The organism is Gottfriedia endophytica (assembly GCF_017814275.1).
In the GTDB taxonomy this organism is placed as follows: domain Bacteria; phylum Bacillota; class Bacilli; order Bacillales; family Bacillaceae_G; genus Gottfriedia; species Gottfriedia endophytica.
Genome location: NZ_JAGIYQ010000002.1, coordinates 164,056 through 183,891 on the forward strand (window position 1 = coordinate 164,056; position 19,836 = coordinate 183,891).

Below are 19,836 nucleotides of genomic sequence, written 5' to 3' on the forward strand. Positions count from 1 at the left end.
CTTATTCACCTAATTTCACTAATGCTAATCGAATTTGAAAGTATGAAACGTCATCATGTAAAGATTCTTTTATTGATCTTAATTTAAGAGTTTTCAAATTTCGACTCGTCTCAATAATCTTATTTAACTCCTCAACTGTAACAAATCTTTCAAAGGGAAAGTCTAAATCATAGATTGCAAATTCGACGATATGATCTTCAATAGTACTTTCTTTTAGTCCCCTTCTTTGACTTATTTCTTTAACAGTTAAACCCTTTTCAAAATATTTTTTGGTTTCTAACGCAGTTTGAGTGCTTGTTTGTTGATTTATTTGTTCTATAAAGATAGATAGCATAGGAAAACTACTTTTATTTTTATTAAGAATAGACAAAATAGAGTGCAAAATAGCTTGGAATCTGACATGAACTAACCAATGATCTTCATCTAATTCAAGAGCGATTTGCTGACTTGTTAGGCCAAATTCATTAGAACCTGATAATCGTTTCGAAAATAAATTAGCCTCTTCAGTCGGAATTCCTTTTAATAACTTTACCGTCTCTTCAAAGAACTGTTTAACAATCTCTTCCTTTTTCTTTTTTAGTGAAAGAATTGACGTTTTTACCCAATTAATAATTTGTTGATCTTGTTGAACTGGTTTAAAATAGCGAATATTTTTGTTCAAATTTGAAACTGTTTGAAAAAAGAGAGAATATCTTTTCCAAAAAAATTCACTTGGTTTTCGATTTTTCAAACCATTTAGATTAGAAAATGTTGGGAATTTCATTTTCGATTCTTTTAGAAATTGATTCCCTAATTCTGTAACGATATAATAGCCTTTTTGTTCCAATTCTACTAAGTATCCATTTAATACTAATTCTTGATGAGTAGATTCAAACTGTTCTATTTGGATTAAAGAAAAGATTCCAAAGAACTTATATACATGAAAAAAATGACTATCCTGAATAACCTGAGCGCTTTGCTTTCCTTTTAATAAATAGTAAACCGCTTGAGAAGTACGTTCTCCTTTATATTTATAAAATACGTAAAGAATAATATATGATAAATAACTATTCATCGCTAATTAATTCCCCTTAGGCAAATACTAATTTTCATTATCCATATTATATAGGGTAGCATATAGATAGGATAGGTTAAATAATGCTTTTTTTATATTTCTCACATATATTTCTCCTAATAATAGTAATAATTTAATAAGGTATTTTAGAAACTTATGACAATTATATTGAAAAGTTTAAGAAACCGTTTTAAAATGTTTACAGATACATATCAATACGTATCTGAATTTTTTCAGGAAATGATTGGGAGGTCAATGAAATGGCAAAATACACAATTGTTGATAAAGACACTTGTATCGCATGTGGTGCTTGTGGCGCTGCTGCACCAGATATCTATGATTATGATGATGAGGGTATTGCATACGTAACGTTAGATGATAACAAAGGTATTGTAGAAATTCCAGATGTGTTATTAGATGACATGATGGATGCTTTTGAAGGATGTCCAACTGATTCAATCAAAGTTGCTGACGAATCTTTCGATGGTGACGCTCTTAAATTTGAATAGTTAATATTAAAGACGGTTGATGATACCGTCTTTTTTATTTAGTTTTTATAATCAAATATTTATTTAAACAACTTTAAAAACAAAAAAATAGCCATAAAGAGTATTCCTCTTTAATGGCTATTTCATTTAATTATTAGGCTATTTTCAAGAGCCTTTAATTATTTTGTACCATGCAAATTCATTCGATTTTTAATCCACACTTTTAATTTTGGATATAACAAAACAAATAAAAGCATTATAATGATTCCTTTAATCGCATTAAAAGGTAGGATTGCAGTTACAATTAATTTATTTGGTAATGTAAAATGCATGAAATATGCATATGCTGGTAAAAAGACAAGGTAATTTAATAAACTTAAGATTATTGCCATTATGATTGTTCCAGCAATCAATCCGAAAGTTAACCCTTTCATTGATCGATACTTTCTAAAGAAATATGATGCTGGTAAAATATATAAAACACCTGCGATAAAATTAGCTACATCTCCAATTGGTACTCCTGTCATACTTCCATTAATGAAATAATGAAGAACATTTTTGATAAATTCAATAACTACACCTGCCATCGGCCCAAAGATAATAGCTCCAATCAGTGCAGGAACCTCACTAAAATCAATGGTCAAAAAGTTTGGAAATGCTGGAATTGGAAAATTTAGCATTAATAGTAGATAAGAAATACTACTTAGCATAGCCACTACTACCATTTTGTTAATTTTGCTACGTTCTTTCAAGTTACCTCTCTCCTTTTTCCCGATCTTCCCAAGAAAAATGAAAGGTTCGCTTATTCAGCTTAGATGCTAAACTTAGTTTTTGACATTATTCAATTGTAGAAATTAGTAATGCAAACATGCTGAAAACAATAAATCCCCTATAAAAAATTATAGGGGAGAAAAATCAGCACGCCAAATAAGCGTTCAAAATGATAATTTTTGAACAATGCGAACCTCCATCTTCTCCCATCCAGACTATACTGTCGGCTCTAGAATCGCACTAGATCCTGCCCAAAATTCAGGCTCGCGGGCTTATAAGCTTTTGCTTAATTACCGCCGGTGGGGAATTTCGCCCCGCCCCGAAGATAGATCGAATATTAAATTACAATTAAATATTACAATACTTACTTACTTTTTGTAAATATAAATGTTTTATGTTAGAAATCGGTTACTTTATAGGCTGTTATCATATACTTTGTTCCTATTTAAGAATGCGTTAGTTCATTACAACTCCAGGTTGCTCCCTTTCCGTGGGGCGTGAGCTGAGCCTCCTCGTCGCTATCGCTCCTGCGGGGTCTCAGCCTTGCCGCTATTCCCACAGGAGTCTCGCACCTTCCGCAGTAATCAACTTATGTCTTTAAAATTAAAAATCTCAAAAGCAACAATCTTTTAGAAAAGAGTCTTTTTATTAATTTTAACATTGTAATTCTGAAATTTTTTACTTTTTTGTTTAGATTTATTCAAGAGAAGAAACAATTTAGTTTATAAGTGTCTAGTGTATTAATGCAATTAACAAATTTTCTTGACTTATCTTTACAAGTGAAACATCATTGGAATCAAACCCATATAGCAACAATAATATAGTTGTATAGATAGCTTTAAATTGTGCAATGTACTTTTCCTCTTCATCAACCTCACCATAAATAGAATAAAACTCATTTCTTGCTTCTTTAGGGATTAAGCTATAAACAATTGATAAATCTATAGCACGTTTACCAAGATGTGCATCTCCCCAGTCAATAATTCCAGCTAATTTATTTTCTTCATTCAAGATCATATTTCGATAATGTAAATCTCCGTGAACTAAAACATCTTTACTTTGGAGATTAATATATTTTATTTCATTAATATATTGTTCTAAAAGGTCTTTATGTTGAAAAAGATTATGTTCGAAGACTTTCACCAGATTTTTTCTTAATTTAGGTACTCGATAAGATAAATCTAAACGTCTTATGTGGTCTCTGGGAATTCCTATTTCTTCCATCTTTTTAACCGAAATTGAATGAAGCTTTTTCAAGAAGTTTGCAAGAGGCTCAGCCATTTCTATTCTTTCAATTTTAGATAGTTCACTAGGGACTTTACCTTTTATAAAAGAATAACCGATAAACGGCCAATTAAATTTTTCAGTAGGTTCACCCAAAAATAAGGGGATTGTCGTAGAAATAGGTAAATCAGATCCAACAACCAACAATAAGTTCTTTTCTTTTTCCAGTAATTGAGCTGCTACTTCTCTTCTTGGAAAACGAAATAAATACTTTTCTTCTAGACTAAAAATCGTATTATCAAATCCTTGCCCAATTTTCTTAATTTGAAATTGGCATAAATTAGGAAACTGATCACAAATTATAATTCTTGCATTTTTTTCATTTATTTCAACTTCTGGTTCCCAGACATTCACCTAAAATAACCACTCCTTCTTTAAATTACATACAAAATAGGACTATCACCATATTAGAAAAAGTAGATTTTAAAACTCTTCTTTATTCTAAATAGCTAGTCCTATTTTGATTCGTTCTTCGTAATTCTTACCCATACTATTAATTAGTATGCTGTAGTTGTGCAGAATGGGATTCTAATTGTAGTTTATATCCAATTCCCCACACGGTTTTGATTGACATGTTCATTTCATAAAGCTTTAGCTTTTTTCGCAATCGATTCAAATGAGTATCTACCATTCGATCATCATCAACATGCTCATAGCTCCATACAACTTTAACAAGTTCCGAACGTGTAACAACAACATCTTGCCTCTTTACAAGTAACCATAATATAGCAAATTCTTTTCTAGTAAAGCTTAGTTCCCTTTGATTGTAATGAATTTTATAGGTTAATTTATTCATTACTAAATCTCCAAATTGAATGACATCTTCTTCTTTTTGTATATTAACAATATGGTGTTGAAGATGGACCTGAATTTTACAATTAAGAACTAATAGACTGATCGATGCTTTTATTACATCATCTGCACCCGCTTGATAATATTTCACTATGTCATCCTCTTGTAAATCATTTGAAAGGATGAATAAAATTGCCTTAGTACTTTCTCTCAGTTGTTTACATAATTCAACACTATCAACATTTTGTAATGAGCTACTAAGTAGAATCACGTTTGGCTTCCAATCAATCGATTTCACTAAACCTTGTAAACCATTCGAACAACTATGTACATCAAATTCATTGCTAAAAGTAGGATTCATTTTGGTACATAGTTCCAAGTCTTCATGAATTATTAGCATTCGTTTTTCCACTTAGTACTCCTCCGTCAATACGAAAGATCATATTTAATAAAATTTTAACATATAACCTTTTCTAATTGATATACTTTTATTAATATTCAGTAAATTAATTCAATGGATAATGACATGCTACGTACGTTCCATCATTTGCAGGTGTAAATATAGGTTCAACTTCTTTACATTTTGGCTGAACATAAGGACATCTTGTATGGAAACGACATCCACTAGGTGGATTTATCGGACTAGGAACGTCACCTTCTAAAATTATTTTCTCTTTATTTCGTAATCTAGGATTTGGTATTGGATTTGCTGAAATTAGCGCTTGTGTGTAAGGATGCTTCGGTTTTTCAAATATTGTATCAGAATCTGCAAGTTCTACTAACTTTCCTAAATACATTACCCCTACTCGATTACTAATATGACGAACAATGTTCAATCCATGAGAAATGAAGAGATAGGTTAAGTCGAATTCTTTTTGCAAATCTTCTAATAAGTTTACAACTTGTGACTGAATTGACACATCTAGTGCCGAAACAGGTTCATCAAGTACAATTAATTTTGGGTTAAGAGCCAATGCTCTGGCAATTCCAATCCTTTGTCGTTGACCTCCACTAAACTCATGTGGATATCTTCTCATATGGAATGTACTTAAACCAACTAATTCCAGTAATTCCTTAACTCTTCTTTCACGCTCTTTCTTATCTGACATTCCATGAATCTTTAATACACGAGCAATTGTTTCACCAACACTTAAACGTGGGTTAAGTGAAGAGAATGGGTCTTGGAAAATTAATTGCATATCTCGTCTTTTTTCACGAAGTTCAGATGATGAAAGACTAAACAAATCGATTCCATCGAATTCTACTGTTCCACTAGTAGCATCTAATAAACGAAGTAACATTCTTCCGGTAGTTGATTTTCCACAGCCACTTTCCCCAACTAGTCCTAATGTTTCACCTTTGTAAAGATCGAAGGTAACACCGTCAACTGCTTTTACAACTGCCTGAGTCCTACCTAAAAGTCCACCTTTTATCGGGAAATGCATTTTTACATCATTTACTTTTAATAATACTTCTTGATTGATTTCTTTAAATTTTTCTTCATCAATATTTGTGATTTTTTCTAATGATCCATTTACCATCTTTAACTCTCCCAACGTTCAGAATATTTCCAGCAGCGTACTTCTTCCTCGTTTTGGAACGATAGAATCTCAGGCATCTCATTATGACAAAGATCTGTAGCGTATTCACATCTTGGTGCAAATCGGCATCCTTTTGGAAGATTTAACGGATTTGGAACTACACCCTCAATTGCATAAAGTTTACCTGTTCGTTTTTCTGCACTTGGCATTGAGCGTAACAGCCCTTCAGTATAAGGATGTTTAGGATTCTCAAAAATTGTAAACACATCACCCTGCTCTACAACTTGACCAGAGTACATAACAACAACTCGATCAGCCATTTCTGCAACTACACCTAAATCATGTGTAATTAACATAATTGACATATTTGATTGTTCTTTTAATTTTTTTAGTAATGCTAGAATTTGATTTTGTATCGTAACATCTAGAGCTGTTGTAGGCTCATCAGCAATTAACATTTCTGGATTACATGCAAGAGCAATCGCAATCATTACACGTTGTCTCATACCTCCGCTTAGCTCATGAGGGTACTGATTAACACGGCGTTCAGCTTCTGGTATTCCTACTAATTTTAATAATCTAACTGCTTCTTCATAAGCTTCTTTTTTTGATAATTTTTGGTGAAGCATAAGTGATTCTGCAATTTGATCCCCAACTTTGAAAACTGGATTTAAAGAGGTCATAGGCTCTTGGAAAATCATTGAAATTTGATTTCCACGAATAGCTCGCATCTCTTTATCTGTTTTTTCTAGTAAACTCTCATTATGAAACTTAATATCGCCATCTACAATTTTCCCAGGAGGACTAGGAATTAGTTGCATAATTGATAGAGAAGTTACACTCTTCCCACTTCCTGACTCCCCAACAATAGCAAGTGTTTCCCCTTTTTTCACTTCAAAACTTACACCATCAATTGCAGGAACTACACCATCTTCTGTATAAAAATACGTTTTAAGATTTTCAACTGAAACAATTGACTTTGTTTTTGTAGTAATTGACATCCCCTATTACCTCCTATTGCTTCATTCTTGGGTCTAATGCATCACGTAGCCCATCACCAATAAAGTTTACACATAAAACTGTAATAATGATAAATGCTCCTGGGGCAATAATTGTCCATGTATAATCAATAATTGACGTTAGATCTTGAGCTGCTGTTAGCATATTTCCCCAACTTGGAGTAGGTGGTTGAATTCCTAAACCTAAAAAACTAAGTGCAGATTCACTTAAGATAATTGTTGCTACATCTAATGTGGCAATTACAATAATCGGAGCAATTGCATTTGGTAAAATGTGATAGAAAATAATACTTCTATTTGTTTCTCCTGTCGCTCTTGCAGCTTCAACATAATCTCTCATTTTTAAAGATAGAATTTCTCCACGAACGATACGAGCCATACCTGTCCAACCGAATACGCTTAGTACAAGAACTGTTGATAACACGGAAGGAACCATTATTGATGCAACAATTAATAGTAAGAAAAACGTTGGGATTGATTGGATTGCATCAATAATTCGCATCATTATATTGTCAATCTTTCCACCAAAGAACCCTGCAACAGATCCATAAATAACACCGATTGAAACAGTACAAAGCATCGCCAAAAATGCAACACCTAACGAAATCCTTGCACCATAGAAGGAACGTGACATAATGTCGCCACCCTGTGCGTCAGTTCCAAATGGAAACTCTTTATTTGGAGCGGTATTTGAATTTAAAATATCATAAACGTCTGGTTTATGAGGTGAAAGTAAAGGTGCAAAAACCGCTATAAGAACGATTAATAAAAAAATAATTAAACCAGCAACTGCTAATTTATTTTTCTTGTATCGCTTCCAAACAACTGCTGCCCGGCTTTGAATTTTTAATTGTTTTTCGTCTTGAACAATTTGGTTACTTGATTCAATTTTTGGATTCGCTAAACTCATAGTCAAATACTCCTTTCTAATTTTTACCGAATTTAATTCGAGGATCTATTATTGCATATAAAATATCTGCTATTAAGTTTGCAATTACGACTAATATTGCTGCAATCATCGTCGTACCCATAATAACCTGGTAATCACGAATAAAAATTGCATTTATGGACAGACGCCCCATTCCTGGCCAAGCAAAAAGTTGTTCGATAAACAGTGCTCCACCAAATAAATTTGGTAGCTGTAAAGCGATAATTGTAATAATAGGAATTAATGCATTACGTAATGCATGTTTGAAAATAACTTTTCGCTCTGATAATCCTTTTGCCCTTGCAGTACGAACATAATCTTGTTTAATTACTTCTAACATACTTGATCTCATAAAACGTGATTTTGTTGCAATTAAACCAAAGGCTAATGTTAAGGCTGGTAGTGCTAAGTGGTATATACGATCCCACAAATCAAAGTGACTATAAACCGACCTCATACCTGATACCGGAAACCATCTTAATTTTACTGAAAAAATCAATATAGCGAGTAAAGCTATAAAAAAGGACGGGACGGCAATTCCTAAAAAAGAATACCCGGTAAAAAAGTAATCCAGCTTTGAATATTGTTTAACTGCTGAGTATACTCCAATTGGAATAGCGATCAATATTGATAAAATTATTGCTGTAGCCATTAGAGTCATTGTTGCTGGTATTCGATCGATTATTTTCTGTGTAACAGGTTGTCCATCTTCAAACGAATACCCTAAATTCCCCTCTGTTACTAATAATTTCATCCATTTGTAGTATTGAACATAAATGGGTTGATTAATACCCAGTCTTGCTTGCAGTTTCGCTTTATCCTGTGGTGTTGATTTTGTAGATGCTTCTGGATTTTCATATATTGCTGTAGGATCTCCTGGTGATAACGACATTAATGCAAATGAAATAATCGAAATAATGAATAATAAAGGAATTGCTTGTAAAGTTCTTTTTACGATATACTCAAACATCATTTTCCCCCCCAGTGCATTTTTTCAGAATAATTCGACAAACATTACTTAGAAAGATAGCCGTAACGACGTATTGACGCTACGGCCACCTATAAAAATTATTTACTTATGTTTACTTGGATTTTTCCAGTACCAGTCTTCAACGTTATACCAGATAGTCCCTAGTGATGTTTTGATACCAGAAAGATCTTTATTAAATGCCATTGTACTTTTTGGATGATAAGTCCAAATTAATGTTTCATGATCTGACATATATTTGTGTAATGCTTGATAGATTTTAATACGTTTGTTACGATCTTCTTCTTGTTTATATTGTTCTAGCATTCTATCAATATTTGGATCATTTACACGGTTTCTATTTGATAAACCTGGGTTTTCTTTTGTTGGAATACCAGATGAATGGAAGAATTGATAATGGTCTACATTCGCATCATAACCGCTCCATCCTAATACAAAGCAATCTAACTCACCTTTAGCATATTTATCTAAGAAAATTGACCATTCATATGCACGTGGAGTTACTTTAATTCCTAGCTTAGCCCAGTTTTGCTGTGCAACTAATGCAATTGTTTGACGAACTTTATTACCGTTATTGTAAGCAAATTCAAGTGTTACTGGCTTACCGTCTGGATCATATAGGGTATCGCCTTTTTTCTTGTAACCAGCTTTACCTAAGTAATCCATAGCTTTATTTACATCGTATGGTAATGCTTTTACATCAGGATTATTTTGTGGAATTTTCGGATGCATCGGTCCGCTAGCTAAATAGGCATTTCCTAACATTACTTTGGATACAATCGCTTTGCGATCTAATCCATAAGCTAATGCTTTACGGAAATTTTCATTATTAAACGGTTTTGTTGCTTCATTAAATCCGACGAAATCAAAACGTCCTTGATCATAAGCTTTCATTTGGACATTTTTATCTTTAGCAACTTGAGATTTTAAACCTGGTGTAATAGATTGAACAAAGTCAATATCACCATTAATTAAATTTAATGCCTCAACATTTGCATCAGGTAAAACTTTAGTAATAATTTGATCTAAGTATGGACGACCAGCGAAATAATCTTTGTTTGCATCTATTACGATACGTTCATTTGTTTTCCATGAATTAAATTTGAATGGACCAGTACCAATTGGATTACGATGAATTTTGTTACTATTATTGTAATCATCTACACCGTTTTTATATTGATGTTTCGAAAAAATTGGAATTCCAGCAGCTGAATTTTCTAAAAACAATACGTCTTTTTCTTTTAATTTAATAATAAATGTATAGTCGTTTGGTGCACTAGTTGATTTAATTGCATCGAATAATGCTGAATAGTTATTATGAGCTTTTGGATTCATGTATACATCATATGAAAACTTTACGTCTTGAGCTGTAAATGGTACTCCATCATGCCATTTTACACCTTTACGTAATGTGAATGTATAAGTTAATGATTTTTTATCATATTTCCAGCTAGTTGCTAAATCAGGTACAGGAGCTCCTTTATCATTTGTGTTAACAAGCGCATCAAAGATTCGAGCCATAATATCAATAGAAGCTGAATCTGAAGAATTTAATGGTGTTAAGCTTACTGCATCTGAAAAAGATGACCTAACAAGCTTACCACCAACTTTTTTTGGATCAAATCCTGGTCGTAAATTGCTTGCAGCGTTAGAATGTAATGCTGGTAGGCCAGCAAAAACAAGTGATGTAACTAAAGCTGTTGAAAATAATTTCTGTTTCATTTTTTTCATCTGAATTTTCCTCCTTTATTTATATTGTTATTTTGTTGGTGTTGGTGCTGGTGCCGTAGCAGTTACATTTAATTTTGTCACTGCTCCATCTGCACCAGCTTCAAGTGATGCAGTCATTTTATAACCTTGTTGTTGTAGCGCAGACAAATCAGCTACTGATGAATCAGTTGTTTTATCACCAATTGTTACAGATATTTTAGCTGTATCTGTAGCGAAAGAAAGGTTATTTAATGCAACATCAGAGAAGTCAAATACAACCCCTCCAGTTGGAGAAACAGTGATACTTCTATTATCAACTTTATAAATATACGCATTTAGTGCTGTTACCCAATCAGTTTGAAGATTTGTGTAGCAACTACCTTTAAACGTTACTCCAGATGCAGTATAGGCTGAAAAATCTTTGAATGTAAAATCACTAGTACCGGATGGTAAGTTCGGAACAATTACATTTAAATTCACATTATATGGATTTGAATTTATTGTTATTTTTCCTCCAGCATACCCTAATGTTCCTTCTACGGAATCAATTCCAACTGCATCAACAAACGCTACTTTTCCTGAATTATCTAAAATAAGATGTGCTTCTGTTCCTAATCCAAGAGCATCTGTGTCAGTTGCATCATCATTTATGAATAGGGAACTATTTGAAGCAATTTTATAAACTTTTAAACCAGCTTTAGTTTTTAATGTAATACTTGTTGGTGAAGAATCTTGTATAACACCCACTACATCTTTATATACATTTTTTACTTCTAAATACTTATCGATTGCAACTGCAGCATTTTCTTTTGTTACTGCCGCATCTAAGTTTGTACCGATATCCAAAACACCTTTACGATCTAAGAAGAATAAGAAATCGATTGGACGGTTAGACCAGCTTTGTTTAAATCCTAATCCAGTAGCTAATACCTTACTTAGCTCAGCGTATGTAACTGCTTTCTTTGGTAAGAACTCGCCTTTTTTAGTTAACTGAATAAATCCACCTTTAACTAGTTTTACTGCATTAGCGTTTTTTCCACCTGAAGTAGTTAAATCTTTAATTTTTACAGTAGCTGGTTTCCCAAGGTTAATGATTTTATTTGCAATATCTGCAAATTCTAATCTTGATAACCCACTATCTGGATTAAAATTAGATCCTTTATTTACGATGTATCCTAAAGAAACTAATTTTGTAATAGCCATTTCACTCTGTGATCCACTTACATCATCAAATGATGCAGCGAATACAGATCCGCTACCCAATATTAAGCTAGTAGCAACAACGCCAGAAACAACTAACTTTCGAAGATCTCTCATTGAAATACCTCCCCATTCTTTTAAAGTGTGAATTCTAAAACTTTTCATCTTTCAATCTTAGTAGATTACATACCCCCTAATCCAAAATAGAAAGAAATATTAGAAAACTTAAATATTTCTAACAAATTTATAACACATATTTAGGTAAATAAAACTAACAAAAATCTAACAATTTATTTACAAAATTCAAAATATTATAATTACAACTTATTTTATGATATTTTTTTCCTAATTTTTGTTATTTTTTTGTAAAGAAAAGGTTGTTTTTGTCGACTTTCGTCGTATTTCTGCGTATTTTTTTGTGGAATTTTTCATATACAAAATAGACTTTTCTGTAATGATATCTGATTTTTTGTAAACTTTTGTAGTTCTTAAGCCTTTTTAAATTACTTTTAACAACTTATTTATACCTATAAAAACTAAAATCTATCAATTACGAATACATATATGTTACTATTTTCAAATTTATCCATCAAATTTTTAACACGTTTTAGTAATAATCCTAACTATTACTTTAATTATTTTATTTTAGTTTTTAGTTTTCTTATAATCTTCTTGCAAAATATACTATTTTGCATTTGTTGTAACTCAATTAAGAACCTTTCATTATCAAAGGAATAAAAAAATAATAATTCATATGGATATTCTTTATGATTTAAATTTATTTAAAATTTTTGCAACTAAATTTTTCATCTGGTTAATTTTGAATTATGGAAGTTATATACTTTTTCTGAATTTTCAGTTATTTTAATTTATAATTTTATATATTATCTTTGGAACAGCATAGTTCCGCTTTTCTTACTAGTTGAACCCCACATCTCCTAAGTCGTTTAACAAAAAGCAATTGAAGTGAACTTCTATTGCTTTTTGCTCCAACTACTACATTCGGTAAACATTTAGCTTCCTCTTTACTATTTCCCATTTGTTAGGACAAATGATGAGTTGTTCTTTTTTAAGAAATTTTGGATTTGAGTTTTGTTTGCTCCAATGAATAGTAAAGCGATTGTTAGGACAAATACTAATACGATTGCGAAGCGCTTTATGTAATCAAACATTTTTTTCCCTCCGTTTTATTCCTTTCTCACACCTTTTTATCCTATGAAACTTTTTGTAAAATATGACAATAAATAATAAAAACCTTTGTCTTTTTTTAAACAAAGGTTTTTACATTTACTTTATTCTTCTTTTTGGGAAGTTCTAAATACGATTGCACCACGTTCGTATTCAATATCTTTTACATCAGCAATAACATTAATTACTCTTGCTAATGCAAATAAGTAATCAGACAATCTATTCAAATACATTAATACTGGCTCATGTATATTTTCATCCTTCATTAAAGAAACAACACATCGTTCAGCACGACGAGCAACAGCTCTTGCTTGATGAATGACAGCAGCAGCCTTTGAGCCTCCAGGTAAAATAAATCGTTTTAAAGGAGGTGTAGATTCCATAAATTCATCAATTTTCAATTCTAAGTCCTCAATCATTTTATTTGTTGTTTTGAATGGAATACCATCTTTCACAATTGCCAGATCCCCGCCACAATCAAAAAGCTCATGTTGTATTCTTTGTAATTCACCATATAAATTGTTCGTTTCATTCGAGTCCAAATAGGTCATAGCATAACCAATAATTGAATTTAATTCATCAATGGTTCCATATGCTTCAACTCTAAGATGGTCCTTGTCTACTCGCTTGCCTACTAAACTAGTAGTACCTTTGTCACCTGTTTTTGTATAAATTTTCATTTAATACACCCCATGAAATGAATTTTTAAAATACAGTTACTATCTATAATACTACATTACTTTTATAAGCAATTATTTTATGATTTGTATTTGGATGATTTAAAACAGTAAATGGTGTTTGAAAGATCGAAAAAAGAGCATCTTCATTTAAAAGCACGTCTGCCTTGGCTTCCATAATTTTTTCTCCGTCTTTTATTGCTACTATTCGATCACAATATAAGCTTGCTAAATTTAAATCATGGAAAATCGTTACAATTGTTTTTTGGTGTTCATTTTGAAGCTTTTTTAGTAGATCAAGAATTTGAATCGTTTGAGAAATATCTAAATGATTGCTCGGTTCATCTAGCAAAATACATGGAGATTCTTGCGCAAGGCATTGCGCTAGAAAAACACGTTGCCTCTCCCCTCCGCTTATTTCATTTAATAAATTTTGTTCAAACAGTTGGGTATTCGTCCATTCCATTGCACGTTGAACTGCATCTTCATCTTCTTGACTCCACCTAGAAAAAAGTGACGATTGATGAACAAGTCTGCCCAATTTTATTGTTTCTTTTACAGTATACTCATATGTAAATTGTTGATGTTGTGACAATACTGACATATTTTTTGCTAATTCTTTTTTAGAAAACTTTGATAGAGATTGCCCACAAAGCTCAATAGAACCAGAATCAGGAATAATGATTCCACTAATTATATTTAATAAAGTAGATTTACCACTTCCATTAGCACCAATAATGCCAATCCACTCACCTTTATTTACTGTAAGAGAGATATTTTTTATCCCAACATCTCTACCTGTATATGTAAATGTTGCATTCTTACAACTAATCAATTTTTTACTCTCCCTTTTTTCATTCGTATGAGAATAATTGCAAAAATTGGTGCTCCAATTAATGATGTCACTACTCCAACAGGTAGTTCACTAGGCGCTAAAATTGTTCTAGAAATTAGGTCTGTAGCCATTAAAAAAATTCCACCATGTAACATTGTTAATATCAAAAGGTGTTTATGCAATGGCCCAACTAATTTACGGGTAAAATGTGGAACCACAAGTCCAACAAATCCAATCGTTCCTGAAACAGCTACTGCTGCACCAGTTAAACAACTAGCTGTGAAAAGTAACAAATACGTTAGTTTTTTTACATTCACACCTAAATGCTGTGCAGATGTTTGTCCAAAAGTTAACGCATCCAATTGTCTACTTACACTTAGAATTGTTATACATCCTACAATTAAAAAAGGCAATAGTAAGAGTGAATATGTATATCCTCGGCTACCTAAACTTCCCATTAACCATCCCATTACCTCACGTAGCTCATTATTGGATAGCGAAATGATAAATGATAGAAGTGCTGAACAAAAAGAACTAATGATTATCCCACCGAGAATAATCGACTCAACATTTAAATCTTTACTTAATATTGAAACAAAGTAAAGAAGAAATAATAATGTTAAAAAACCAGCTAGTATGCTAACAACTGGCAATGTAAAAGTAGATAAAACGGGTAAACTGATTTGAAAAAATATTACTATAACGGCACCTACTGATGCTCCCGAGGAAACCCCTAAGGTAAAAGGATCTGCAAGTGGATTTTTCAAAACGCCTTGAAAAGTTGTACCTGCTAAAGACAATGCTGAACCTACAAGAAATGCTAAAAGCACTCTCGGCAATCTAATCCCTATTATGATTGTTCTTATGTCATCTGGTGTATGATGCGTCCCTACAAATTGATCATATATACTACTAAGTACAAAACGAAAAGGGATCGACGTTGAACCTATCGATACCCCTAATACAAACAGTACAATTAATAATATGAATGAACTGATATAGATAACTAAATATTTATTTATAGAGCTCTGGATAAATTGCTTTAGCAAGCTCCTCTACTCCTTCAACTAATCTTGGTCCTGGTCTAGAAGTCGTATCTGAATTAACATCATACACACGTTTGTTTTGAACAGCTTTAATTGTTCCCCAATTTTGTCTAGCTACTATTTTTTTCGGTAAATCTTTTTCGTAATATCCGTAAGTTGTGATAATTACATCTGGATTTGCTTTAATGACTGCTTCTTCACTATATTGAATCCAACCTTTTTGATTACTTGCAATATTTTTTGCACCAATCTTGTTAAGCATTTCGTTTATGAACGTACCATTTCCAGGTGTATAAATTTGAGGAGGTCCTGATACTTCAACATACACTGAAGGATGTACTTTACTTTTTGCTACTTTATCTTGAACTTTCTTTAAATTGGTTTTCATTTTATTAATAACAGAATTTGCCTCTTTGACTTTACCTGTTACTTTTCCGATATCTAAAATAGTACCATAAACACTATCAAATGTTTCTGCATCTTTCACAACATATACTGGAATACGGGCATCTTTCAATTGCTTAAATGCGTCACCAGCTGTTGCTAAACTAGATTGATGAGCTAAAACTAAATCAGGCTTTAATGAAATGATTTTCTCAACGTTAAATGTCATGTTTTTTCCACTAACTTTAGCAATTTTACTTACACTCGTTGGATAGTTATCATAGTCTGTAACACCTACAACATCTTTCCCCTTATTAAGTGCAAAAAGAATTTCTGTATTACTTGGCATTAGAGATACAATTCGTTTTGGTTCTTTTTTGATCGTGAATTTGCTTTTTGTAGCATCCGTTACTGTTACTGGAAATGCAGCTTGTTGAGTCGTCGTAGTTTTCTTTCCATTACTAGCCTTCCCAACATGAAAACTGCTACATGCTACTACAAATACTACTAATAAAGAAATAAGACTAAATAAGAGCTTTTTAGAACCTTTCATTTTCTTTCCTCCTTGAAATGTCCGGAAGAGCATGAAAAAAGTTGCCAGAATTATGAATAGCAATCTACTTTTTAAGGAGAGTGCTAGACAAATAGGCAACTAGTTGAAACAACAATAAAAATATACACATCGAAAAGTATGTACTTGCTGCTCCTAATTCTTACTCCCCGAAGAATTGAAAACATGATAAAAAGGCAGGTCTACTGGCTTTGTTTCATCCTACTCCGACCTTCCCATTCTAAAAAGAATAGTGGTATTCCGTTTCGTCCACATTACAGTTGCGGGGACAGCTTTGGTTTTACACCAAATTCCCTATTAAGTGTATTACACACCTTTTATATCGTATTTTATTACTTTTATCGTAAAATAATTTTGGAAAAATTACAATTATTTTTTCGAAAATTCTTTATTATTTATTTTTTTGTTACTCTTTTTCCGAAAATTTTGTTGCTATTTAAGATTGTGATAAGTTGATTTCCACTCCAGGTTGCTCGCTTTCCTTGGGGCGGGCGGTGAGCCTCCTCGTCGCTATCGCTCCTGTGGGGTCTCACCTGTCCCGCTGCTCCCATAGGAGTCTCGCACCTTCCGTTCCAATCAACTTAATTATCAACTGTTTGTTTTAACAAAATCTTTTTAAAAACAACATACTTATAGAATAGAGCTTTTGTTTAATATGAAACAAGATTACTCAACATTATTTTTAAAAACAATCAAATCATTAGGAAATTTAGCAGTAAATGTCGTACCTTGTCCTACTTCACTCGTTACTGTTATTTTCCCTCCATGGGCATAAACGATATTTTTAACGATCGATAGTCCAAGCCCTGTTCCACTTCTGCCCCTCGTTCTAGCTTTATCTACCTTATAAAAACGGTCAAAAAGGAACGGAATCTCCTCTTTTGCAATTCCTACTCCTGAGTCAGACACTTCAATAAAAGTTGAGTCTTCTGTTTGATAAAACTTTACTATGATTAAGCCATTTTCTTTTGAATGCCTTATTGCATTATCAATTAAGTTCGTAAGTACTTGCTCAATTCGATCAACATCAACAAGAAGATGTTGATTATAGACTTTACCAATCTCTCCGAATATTTCAATGTCTTTATCATGCTGTAAATTTTTGAATTTGCGTATAATACGTTCTAAATATGGAATGATATCTACTTCTTGACAATTTAATTCAGTAAATCCACTTTCCATTCTTGCTAAATCTAATAAGTCATTAACTAACCGTCCCATACGTAACGATTCATCATGAATAATTTGTGACAACTCTTGCATTTCTTCTATTGAATCTGCAACTCCATCAACGATTGCTTCACTGTACCCTTGAAGCATTGAAATTGGTGTACGTAATTCATGCGAAACGTTTGCAATAAAATCTTTCCTCATTTTTTCAAGACGATACTGTTCTGTTACATCTCGAATTACTGCTACTGCTCCGCGAATCTTAGTTTGGTTATATAATGGTGACATTAATATTTGCCAATTACTTTGATCCAAATTGACTTCCATGAATTGTTTCTTCTCAGTTTCTACTACTAATTTGAATAAATCGTGTAATTCTTCCGTTAATGTTAACTCTGTAATATGACTATTTTTTTCATTATATAAATTACGCAGAAATCTTACAGCCTGAGCGTTTGTTGTCCCAATATTACCTTCATGATCTAAACTAATTACTCCATCCACCATACTAGAAATAATATTTGTTACGGTTTCTTTCTCTTGAGTTAATGCATTGATATTAAAGTTTAGTTGCCTGCTCATCTGATTAAAAGAATGCGCTAATTCTCCTATTTCGTCCATTGTTTGAATCGGCACCTTCATATCAAATTTACCTTTCATCATTCCACTTACAACTTCTCTCATTTTACGAAGAGGTGCAGTAATTTTGGATGAAAGGAAAAACGAGAAAAATGTTGTTAAAATAAATCCAATCGAAGCAGCTAGAAGAACAAAATTAGTTGTTTGATGAATCATAAGTTTGACTGGTTCTAATGTCTGGTAAATGTAAACTGATCCATTTTTTTGATCATTTTTTATTGGGATTCCAACCACTATACTTTCTTGATTTTTAAACATCAAACGTTTGCTTACATTTTTTTTATCATATATAGCATCATTTAAAATTTCGTCTTTTTTTATCAGATTAAATGGGATCTCTTGAAGTCCCTTTCGATCAGAAGAGTACCAAGCATTTTGTCCATCAGTTGAAATACATACTTGCGCATAGCGACTTACAATATTATTAACTAAATATTCAACATCTGATTGTGGTTTATTTTCTTCTATTATATGAGAGATTTTTATTGCATTGTCTGTCATATTTTGTACTTGAAGTTCAATATAAAATTTTTCAAAGAAGCCAATTAATACAAATGTTAAAAATGATAAAACAAGTGAGACTAACAAGATAATTGTTAGCCAAAGTTTTCCAACTAAACTTCTTAGTATCATTAATTTTGACCTACTTCAAATTTATATCCTACTCCCCATACTGTTACAATCATTTTTGCGGCTTCTTCAGAACTTTTACTTATTTTCTCACGTAATCTTTTTACATGTGTATCAACCGTTCTCAAGTCTCCAAAATAATCATATTGCCAAACAGATTTCAAAAGTGTCTCTCTGTCAAAAACTTTGTCTGGAGATTTTGCCAAAAATAATAACAATTCATATTCTTTTGGAGTTAAGCTAATTTCTTCACGATTTACAATCACACGATGTGCATCATTATCGATTACTAAATGAGGAAAAACAACAACATCTTTTGCTGTTGTAGAGTCAACAGTAAATAACGGAATTGTAGAAGAACGTCTTAGTAATGCCTTAACACGTAACACTACTTCACGGGGACTAAAAGGTTTAATGATATAGTCATCTGTTCCAACCTCAAATCCTTGTACACGGTTTGATTCTTCACCCTTCGCAGTAAGCATAATGATTGGGGTAGTCTTTTGTTTTCTTAATTCACGACAAACCTCAAGCCCATCTAAACCAGGCATCATTAAATCTAATAAGATTAATGAATAATCGTTATTCAAAGATAGCTCAAGTGCCTCTTCTCCATTACTTGCCTCATCAATCATATAATTTTCACGCTCAAGATACATTCTCAGTAATCTTCTTATGCGGTCTTCATCATCAACTATCAATATTTTTATATCTTGTGCCATCTTAACAACCTCCTATAATTCTAATTTTAATTTTACCTAATAAAGGTAAAGCATTCTAGTCCAATCTGTGAACATTTTTACATAATTTAAGAATGTTTTCTTATACATTGTTCCTATATTAGAATGTGTTAGTTGATTACAACTCCAGGTTGCTCCCTTTCCGTGGGGCGTGAGCTGAGCCTCCTCGTCGCATACACTC

18 protein-coding genes and 2 riboswitches are annotated in these 19,836 nt (G+C 32.3%); of the genes, 1 reads left to right on the forward strand and 17 read right to left on the reverse strand.

What is annotated here, in order from left to right:
- Window position 1 precedes the first annotated feature (1 nt).
- On the reverse strand, window positions 2-1,054 hold the full coding sequence (locus tag J5Y03_RS03450) for a helix-turn-helix domain-containing protein (protein ID WP_209402560.1): 1,053 nt from the start codon (window positions 1,052-1,054) through the stop codon (window positions 2-4).
- Between the two features lie 260 nt (window positions 1,055-1,314).
- On the opposite strand from J5Y03_RS03450, the gene J5Y03_RS03455 reads away from it, so the two are divergent.
- Complete coding sequence (locus tag J5Y03_RS03455; protein ID WP_209402562.1) at window positions 1,315-1,563, forward strand: ferredoxin; 249 nt, start codon at window positions 1,315-1,317, stop codon at window positions 1,561-1,563.
- A gap of 158 nt (window positions 1,564-1,721) precedes the next feature.
- On the opposite strand, the gene J5Y03_RS03460 is transcribed toward J5Y03_RS03455, so the two are convergent.
- The 16 genes from J5Y03_RS03460 to J5Y03_RS03535 all read right to left on the reverse strand — a co-directional run bounded on the left by J5Y03_RS03460 (window position 1,722) and on the right by J5Y03_RS03535 (window position 19,637).
- Window positions 1,722-2,294, reverse strand: coding sequence for an ECF transporter S component (locus J5Y03_RS03460; protein WP_209402564.1), 573 nt, complete (start codon window positions 2,292-2,294; stop codon window positions 1,722-1,724).
- A gap of 213 nt (window positions 2,295-2,507) precedes the next feature.
- Window positions 2,508-2,644, reverse strand: a riboswitch (FMN riboswitch).
- A 401-nt stretch (window positions 2,645-3,045) separates the two neighbouring features.
- Entirely contained in the window at window positions 3,046-3,951 is a 906-nt protein-coding gene (locus J5Y03_RS03465; protein ID WP_209402566.1) for a phosphotransferase, read from the reverse strand.
- Window positions 3,952-4,090: 139 nt separating this feature from the next.
- Window positions 4,091-4,801 carry a response regulator transcription factor gene (locus J5Y03_RS20075; protein ID WP_209402568.1) on the reverse strand — a complete coding sequence of 237 codons (711 nt, stop codon included), beginning with the start codon at window positions 4,799-4,801 and terminating at the stop codon, window positions 4,091-4,093.
- A gap of 94 nt (window positions 4,802-4,895) precedes the next feature.
- Window positions 4,896-5,930 carry an ABC transporter ATP-binding protein gene (locus J5Y03_RS03475; protein WP_209402570.1) on the reverse strand — a complete coding sequence of 345 codons (1,035 nt, stop codon included), beginning with the start codon at window positions 5,928-5,930 and terminating at the stop codon, window positions 4,896-4,898.
- A gap of 2 nt (window positions 5,931-5,932) precedes the next feature.
- Window positions 5,933-6,931: an ABC transporter ATP-binding protein gene (locus J5Y03_RS03480; RefSeq protein WP_209402572.1), complete on the reverse strand. Its 999-nt coding sequence runs from the start codon at window positions 6,929-6,931 to the stop codon at window positions 5,933-5,935.
- A 13-nt stretch (window positions 6,932-6,944) separates the two neighbouring features.
- Window positions 6,945-7,859, reverse strand: a complete 915-nt coding sequence (gene opp4C, locus J5Y03_RS03485; protein ID WP_209402574.1) for an oligopeptide ABC transporter permease — start codon at window positions 7,857-7,859, stop codon at window positions 6,945-6,947.
- A 16-nt stretch (window positions 7,860-7,875) separates the two neighbouring features.
- Window positions 7,876-8,847, reverse strand: coding sequence for an ABC transporter permease (locus J5Y03_RS03490; RefSeq protein WP_209402575.1), 972 nt, complete (start codon window positions 8,845-8,847; stop codon window positions 7,876-7,878).
- A 102-nt stretch (window positions 8,848-8,949) separates the two neighbouring features.
- Window positions 8,950-10,596: an ABC transporter substrate-binding protein gene (locus tag J5Y03_RS03495; RefSeq protein WP_209402577.1), complete on the reverse strand. Its 1,647-nt coding sequence runs from the start codon at window positions 10,594-10,596 to the stop codon at window positions 8,950-8,952.
- 27 nt (window positions 10,597-10,623) lie between these two features.
- Window positions 10,624-11,892, reverse strand: coding sequence for an S-layer homology domain-containing protein (locus J5Y03_RS03500; RefSeq protein WP_209402579.1), 1,269 nt, complete (start codon window positions 11,890-11,892; stop codon window positions 10,624-10,626).
- A 911-nt stretch (window positions 11,893-12,803) separates the two neighbouring features.
- Window positions 12,804-12,947, reverse strand: a complete 144-nt coding sequence (locus J5Y03_RS03505; RefSeq protein WP_209402581.1) for a hypothetical protein — start codon at window positions 12,945-12,947, stop codon at window positions 12,804-12,806.
- Between the two features lie 120 nt (window positions 12,948-13,067).
- Window positions 13,068-13,643 carry a cob(I)yrinic acid a,c-diamide adenosyltransferase gene (locus J5Y03_RS03510; protein ID WP_209402583.1) on the reverse strand — a complete coding sequence of 192 codons (576 nt, stop codon included), beginning with the start codon at window positions 13,641-13,643 and terminating at the stop codon, window positions 13,068-13,070.
- A gap of 43 nt (window positions 13,644-13,686) precedes the next feature.
- Window positions 13,687-14,475: an ABC transporter ATP-binding protein gene (locus tag J5Y03_RS03515; RefSeq protein WP_209402585.1), complete on the reverse strand. Its 789-nt coding sequence runs from the start codon at window positions 14,473-14,475 to the stop codon at window positions 13,687-13,689.
- On the reverse strand, window positions 14,472-15,524 hold the full coding sequence (locus tag J5Y03_RS03520) for a FecCD family ABC transporter permease (RefSeq protein ID WP_209402587.1): 1,053 nt from the start codon (window positions 15,522-15,524) through the stop codon (window positions 14,472-14,474). Before J5Y03_RS03520 ends, J5Y03_RS03515 begins: the two co-directional genes overlap by 4 nt.
- On the reverse strand, window positions 15,490-16,458 hold the full coding sequence (locus J5Y03_RS03525; RefSeq protein ID WP_209402589.1) for an ABC transporter substrate-binding protein: 969 nt from the start codon (window positions 16,456-16,458) through the stop codon (window positions 15,490-15,492). The genes J5Y03_RS03520 and J5Y03_RS03525 overlap by 35 nt, the downstream gene beginning before the upstream one ends.
- A gap of 176 nt (window positions 16,459-16,634) precedes the next feature.
- A riboswitch (cobalamin riboswitch) is annotated at window positions 16,635-16,810 on the reverse strand.
- 332 nt (window positions 16,811-17,142) lie between these two features.
- Window positions 17,143-18,918 carry an ATP-binding protein gene (locus J5Y03_RS03530; RefSeq protein WP_209402591.1) on the reverse strand — a complete coding sequence of 592 codons (1,776 nt, stop codon included), beginning with the start codon at window positions 18,916-18,918 and terminating at the stop codon, window positions 17,143-17,145.
- Window positions 18,918-19,637 carry a response regulator transcription factor gene (locus J5Y03_RS03535; protein ID WP_209402593.1) on the reverse strand — a complete coding sequence of 240 codons (720 nt, stop codon included), beginning with the start codon at window positions 19,635-19,637 and terminating at the stop codon, window positions 18,918-18,920. Before J5Y03_RS03535 ends, J5Y03_RS03530 begins: the two co-directional genes overlap by 1 nt.
- Between the last annotated feature and the right edge of the window lie 199 nt (window positions 19,638-19,836).

Bases quoted from the DNA above. Each gene is read 5' to 3' on its own strand.
- J5Y03_RS03450 (WP_209402560.1), bottom strand. From the start codon at position 1,054: ATGAATAGTTATTTATCATATATTATTCTTTACGTATTTTATAAATAT.
- J5Y03_RS03455 (WP_209402562.1), top strand. From the start codon at position 1,315: ATGGCAAAATACACAATTGTTGATAAAGACACTTGTATCGCATGTGGT.
- J5Y03_RS03475 (WP_209402570.1), bottom strand. From the start codon at position 5,930: ATGGTAAATGGATCATTAGAAAAAATCACAAATATTGATGAAGAAAAA.
- J5Y03_RS03480 (WP_209402572.1), bottom strand. From the start codon at position 6,931: ATGTCAATTACTACAAAAACAAAGTCAATTGTTTCAGTTGAAAATCTT.
- opp4C (WP_209402574.1), bottom strand. From the start codon at position 7,859: ATGAGTTTAGCGAATCCAAAAATTGAATCAAGTAACCAAATTGTTCAA.
- J5Y03_RS03490 (WP_209402575.1), bottom strand. From the start codon at position 8,847: ATGTTTGAGTATATCGTAAAAAGAACTTTACAAGCAATTCCTTTATTA.
- J5Y03_RS03495 (WP_209402577.1), bottom strand. From the start codon at position 10,596: ATGAAAAAAATGAAACAGAAATTATTTTCAACAGCTTTAGTTACATCA.
- J5Y03_RS03500 (WP_209402579.1), bottom strand. From the start codon at position 11,892: ATGAGAGATCTTCGAAAGTTAGTTGTTTCTGGCGTTGTTGCTACTAGC.
- J5Y03_RS03505 (WP_209402581.1), bottom strand. From the start codon at position 12,947: ATGTTTGATTACATAAAGCGCTTCGCAATCGTATTAGTATTTGTCCTA.
- J5Y03_RS03510 (WP_209402583.1), bottom strand. From the start codon at position 13,643: ATGAAAATTTATACAAAAACAGGTGACAAAGGTACTACTAGTTTAGTA.
- J5Y03_RS03525 (WP_209402589.1), bottom strand. From the start codon at position 16,458: ATGAAAGGTTCTAAAAAGCTCTTATTTAGTCTTATTTCTTTATTAGTA.
- J5Y03_RS03530 (WP_209402591.1), bottom strand. From the start codon at position 18,918: ATGATACTAAGAAGTTTAGTTGGAAAACTTTGGCTAACAATTATCTTG.
- J5Y03_RS03535 (WP_209402593.1), bottom strand. From the start codon at position 19,637: ATGGCACAAGATATAAAAATATTGATAGTTGATGATGAAGACCGCATA.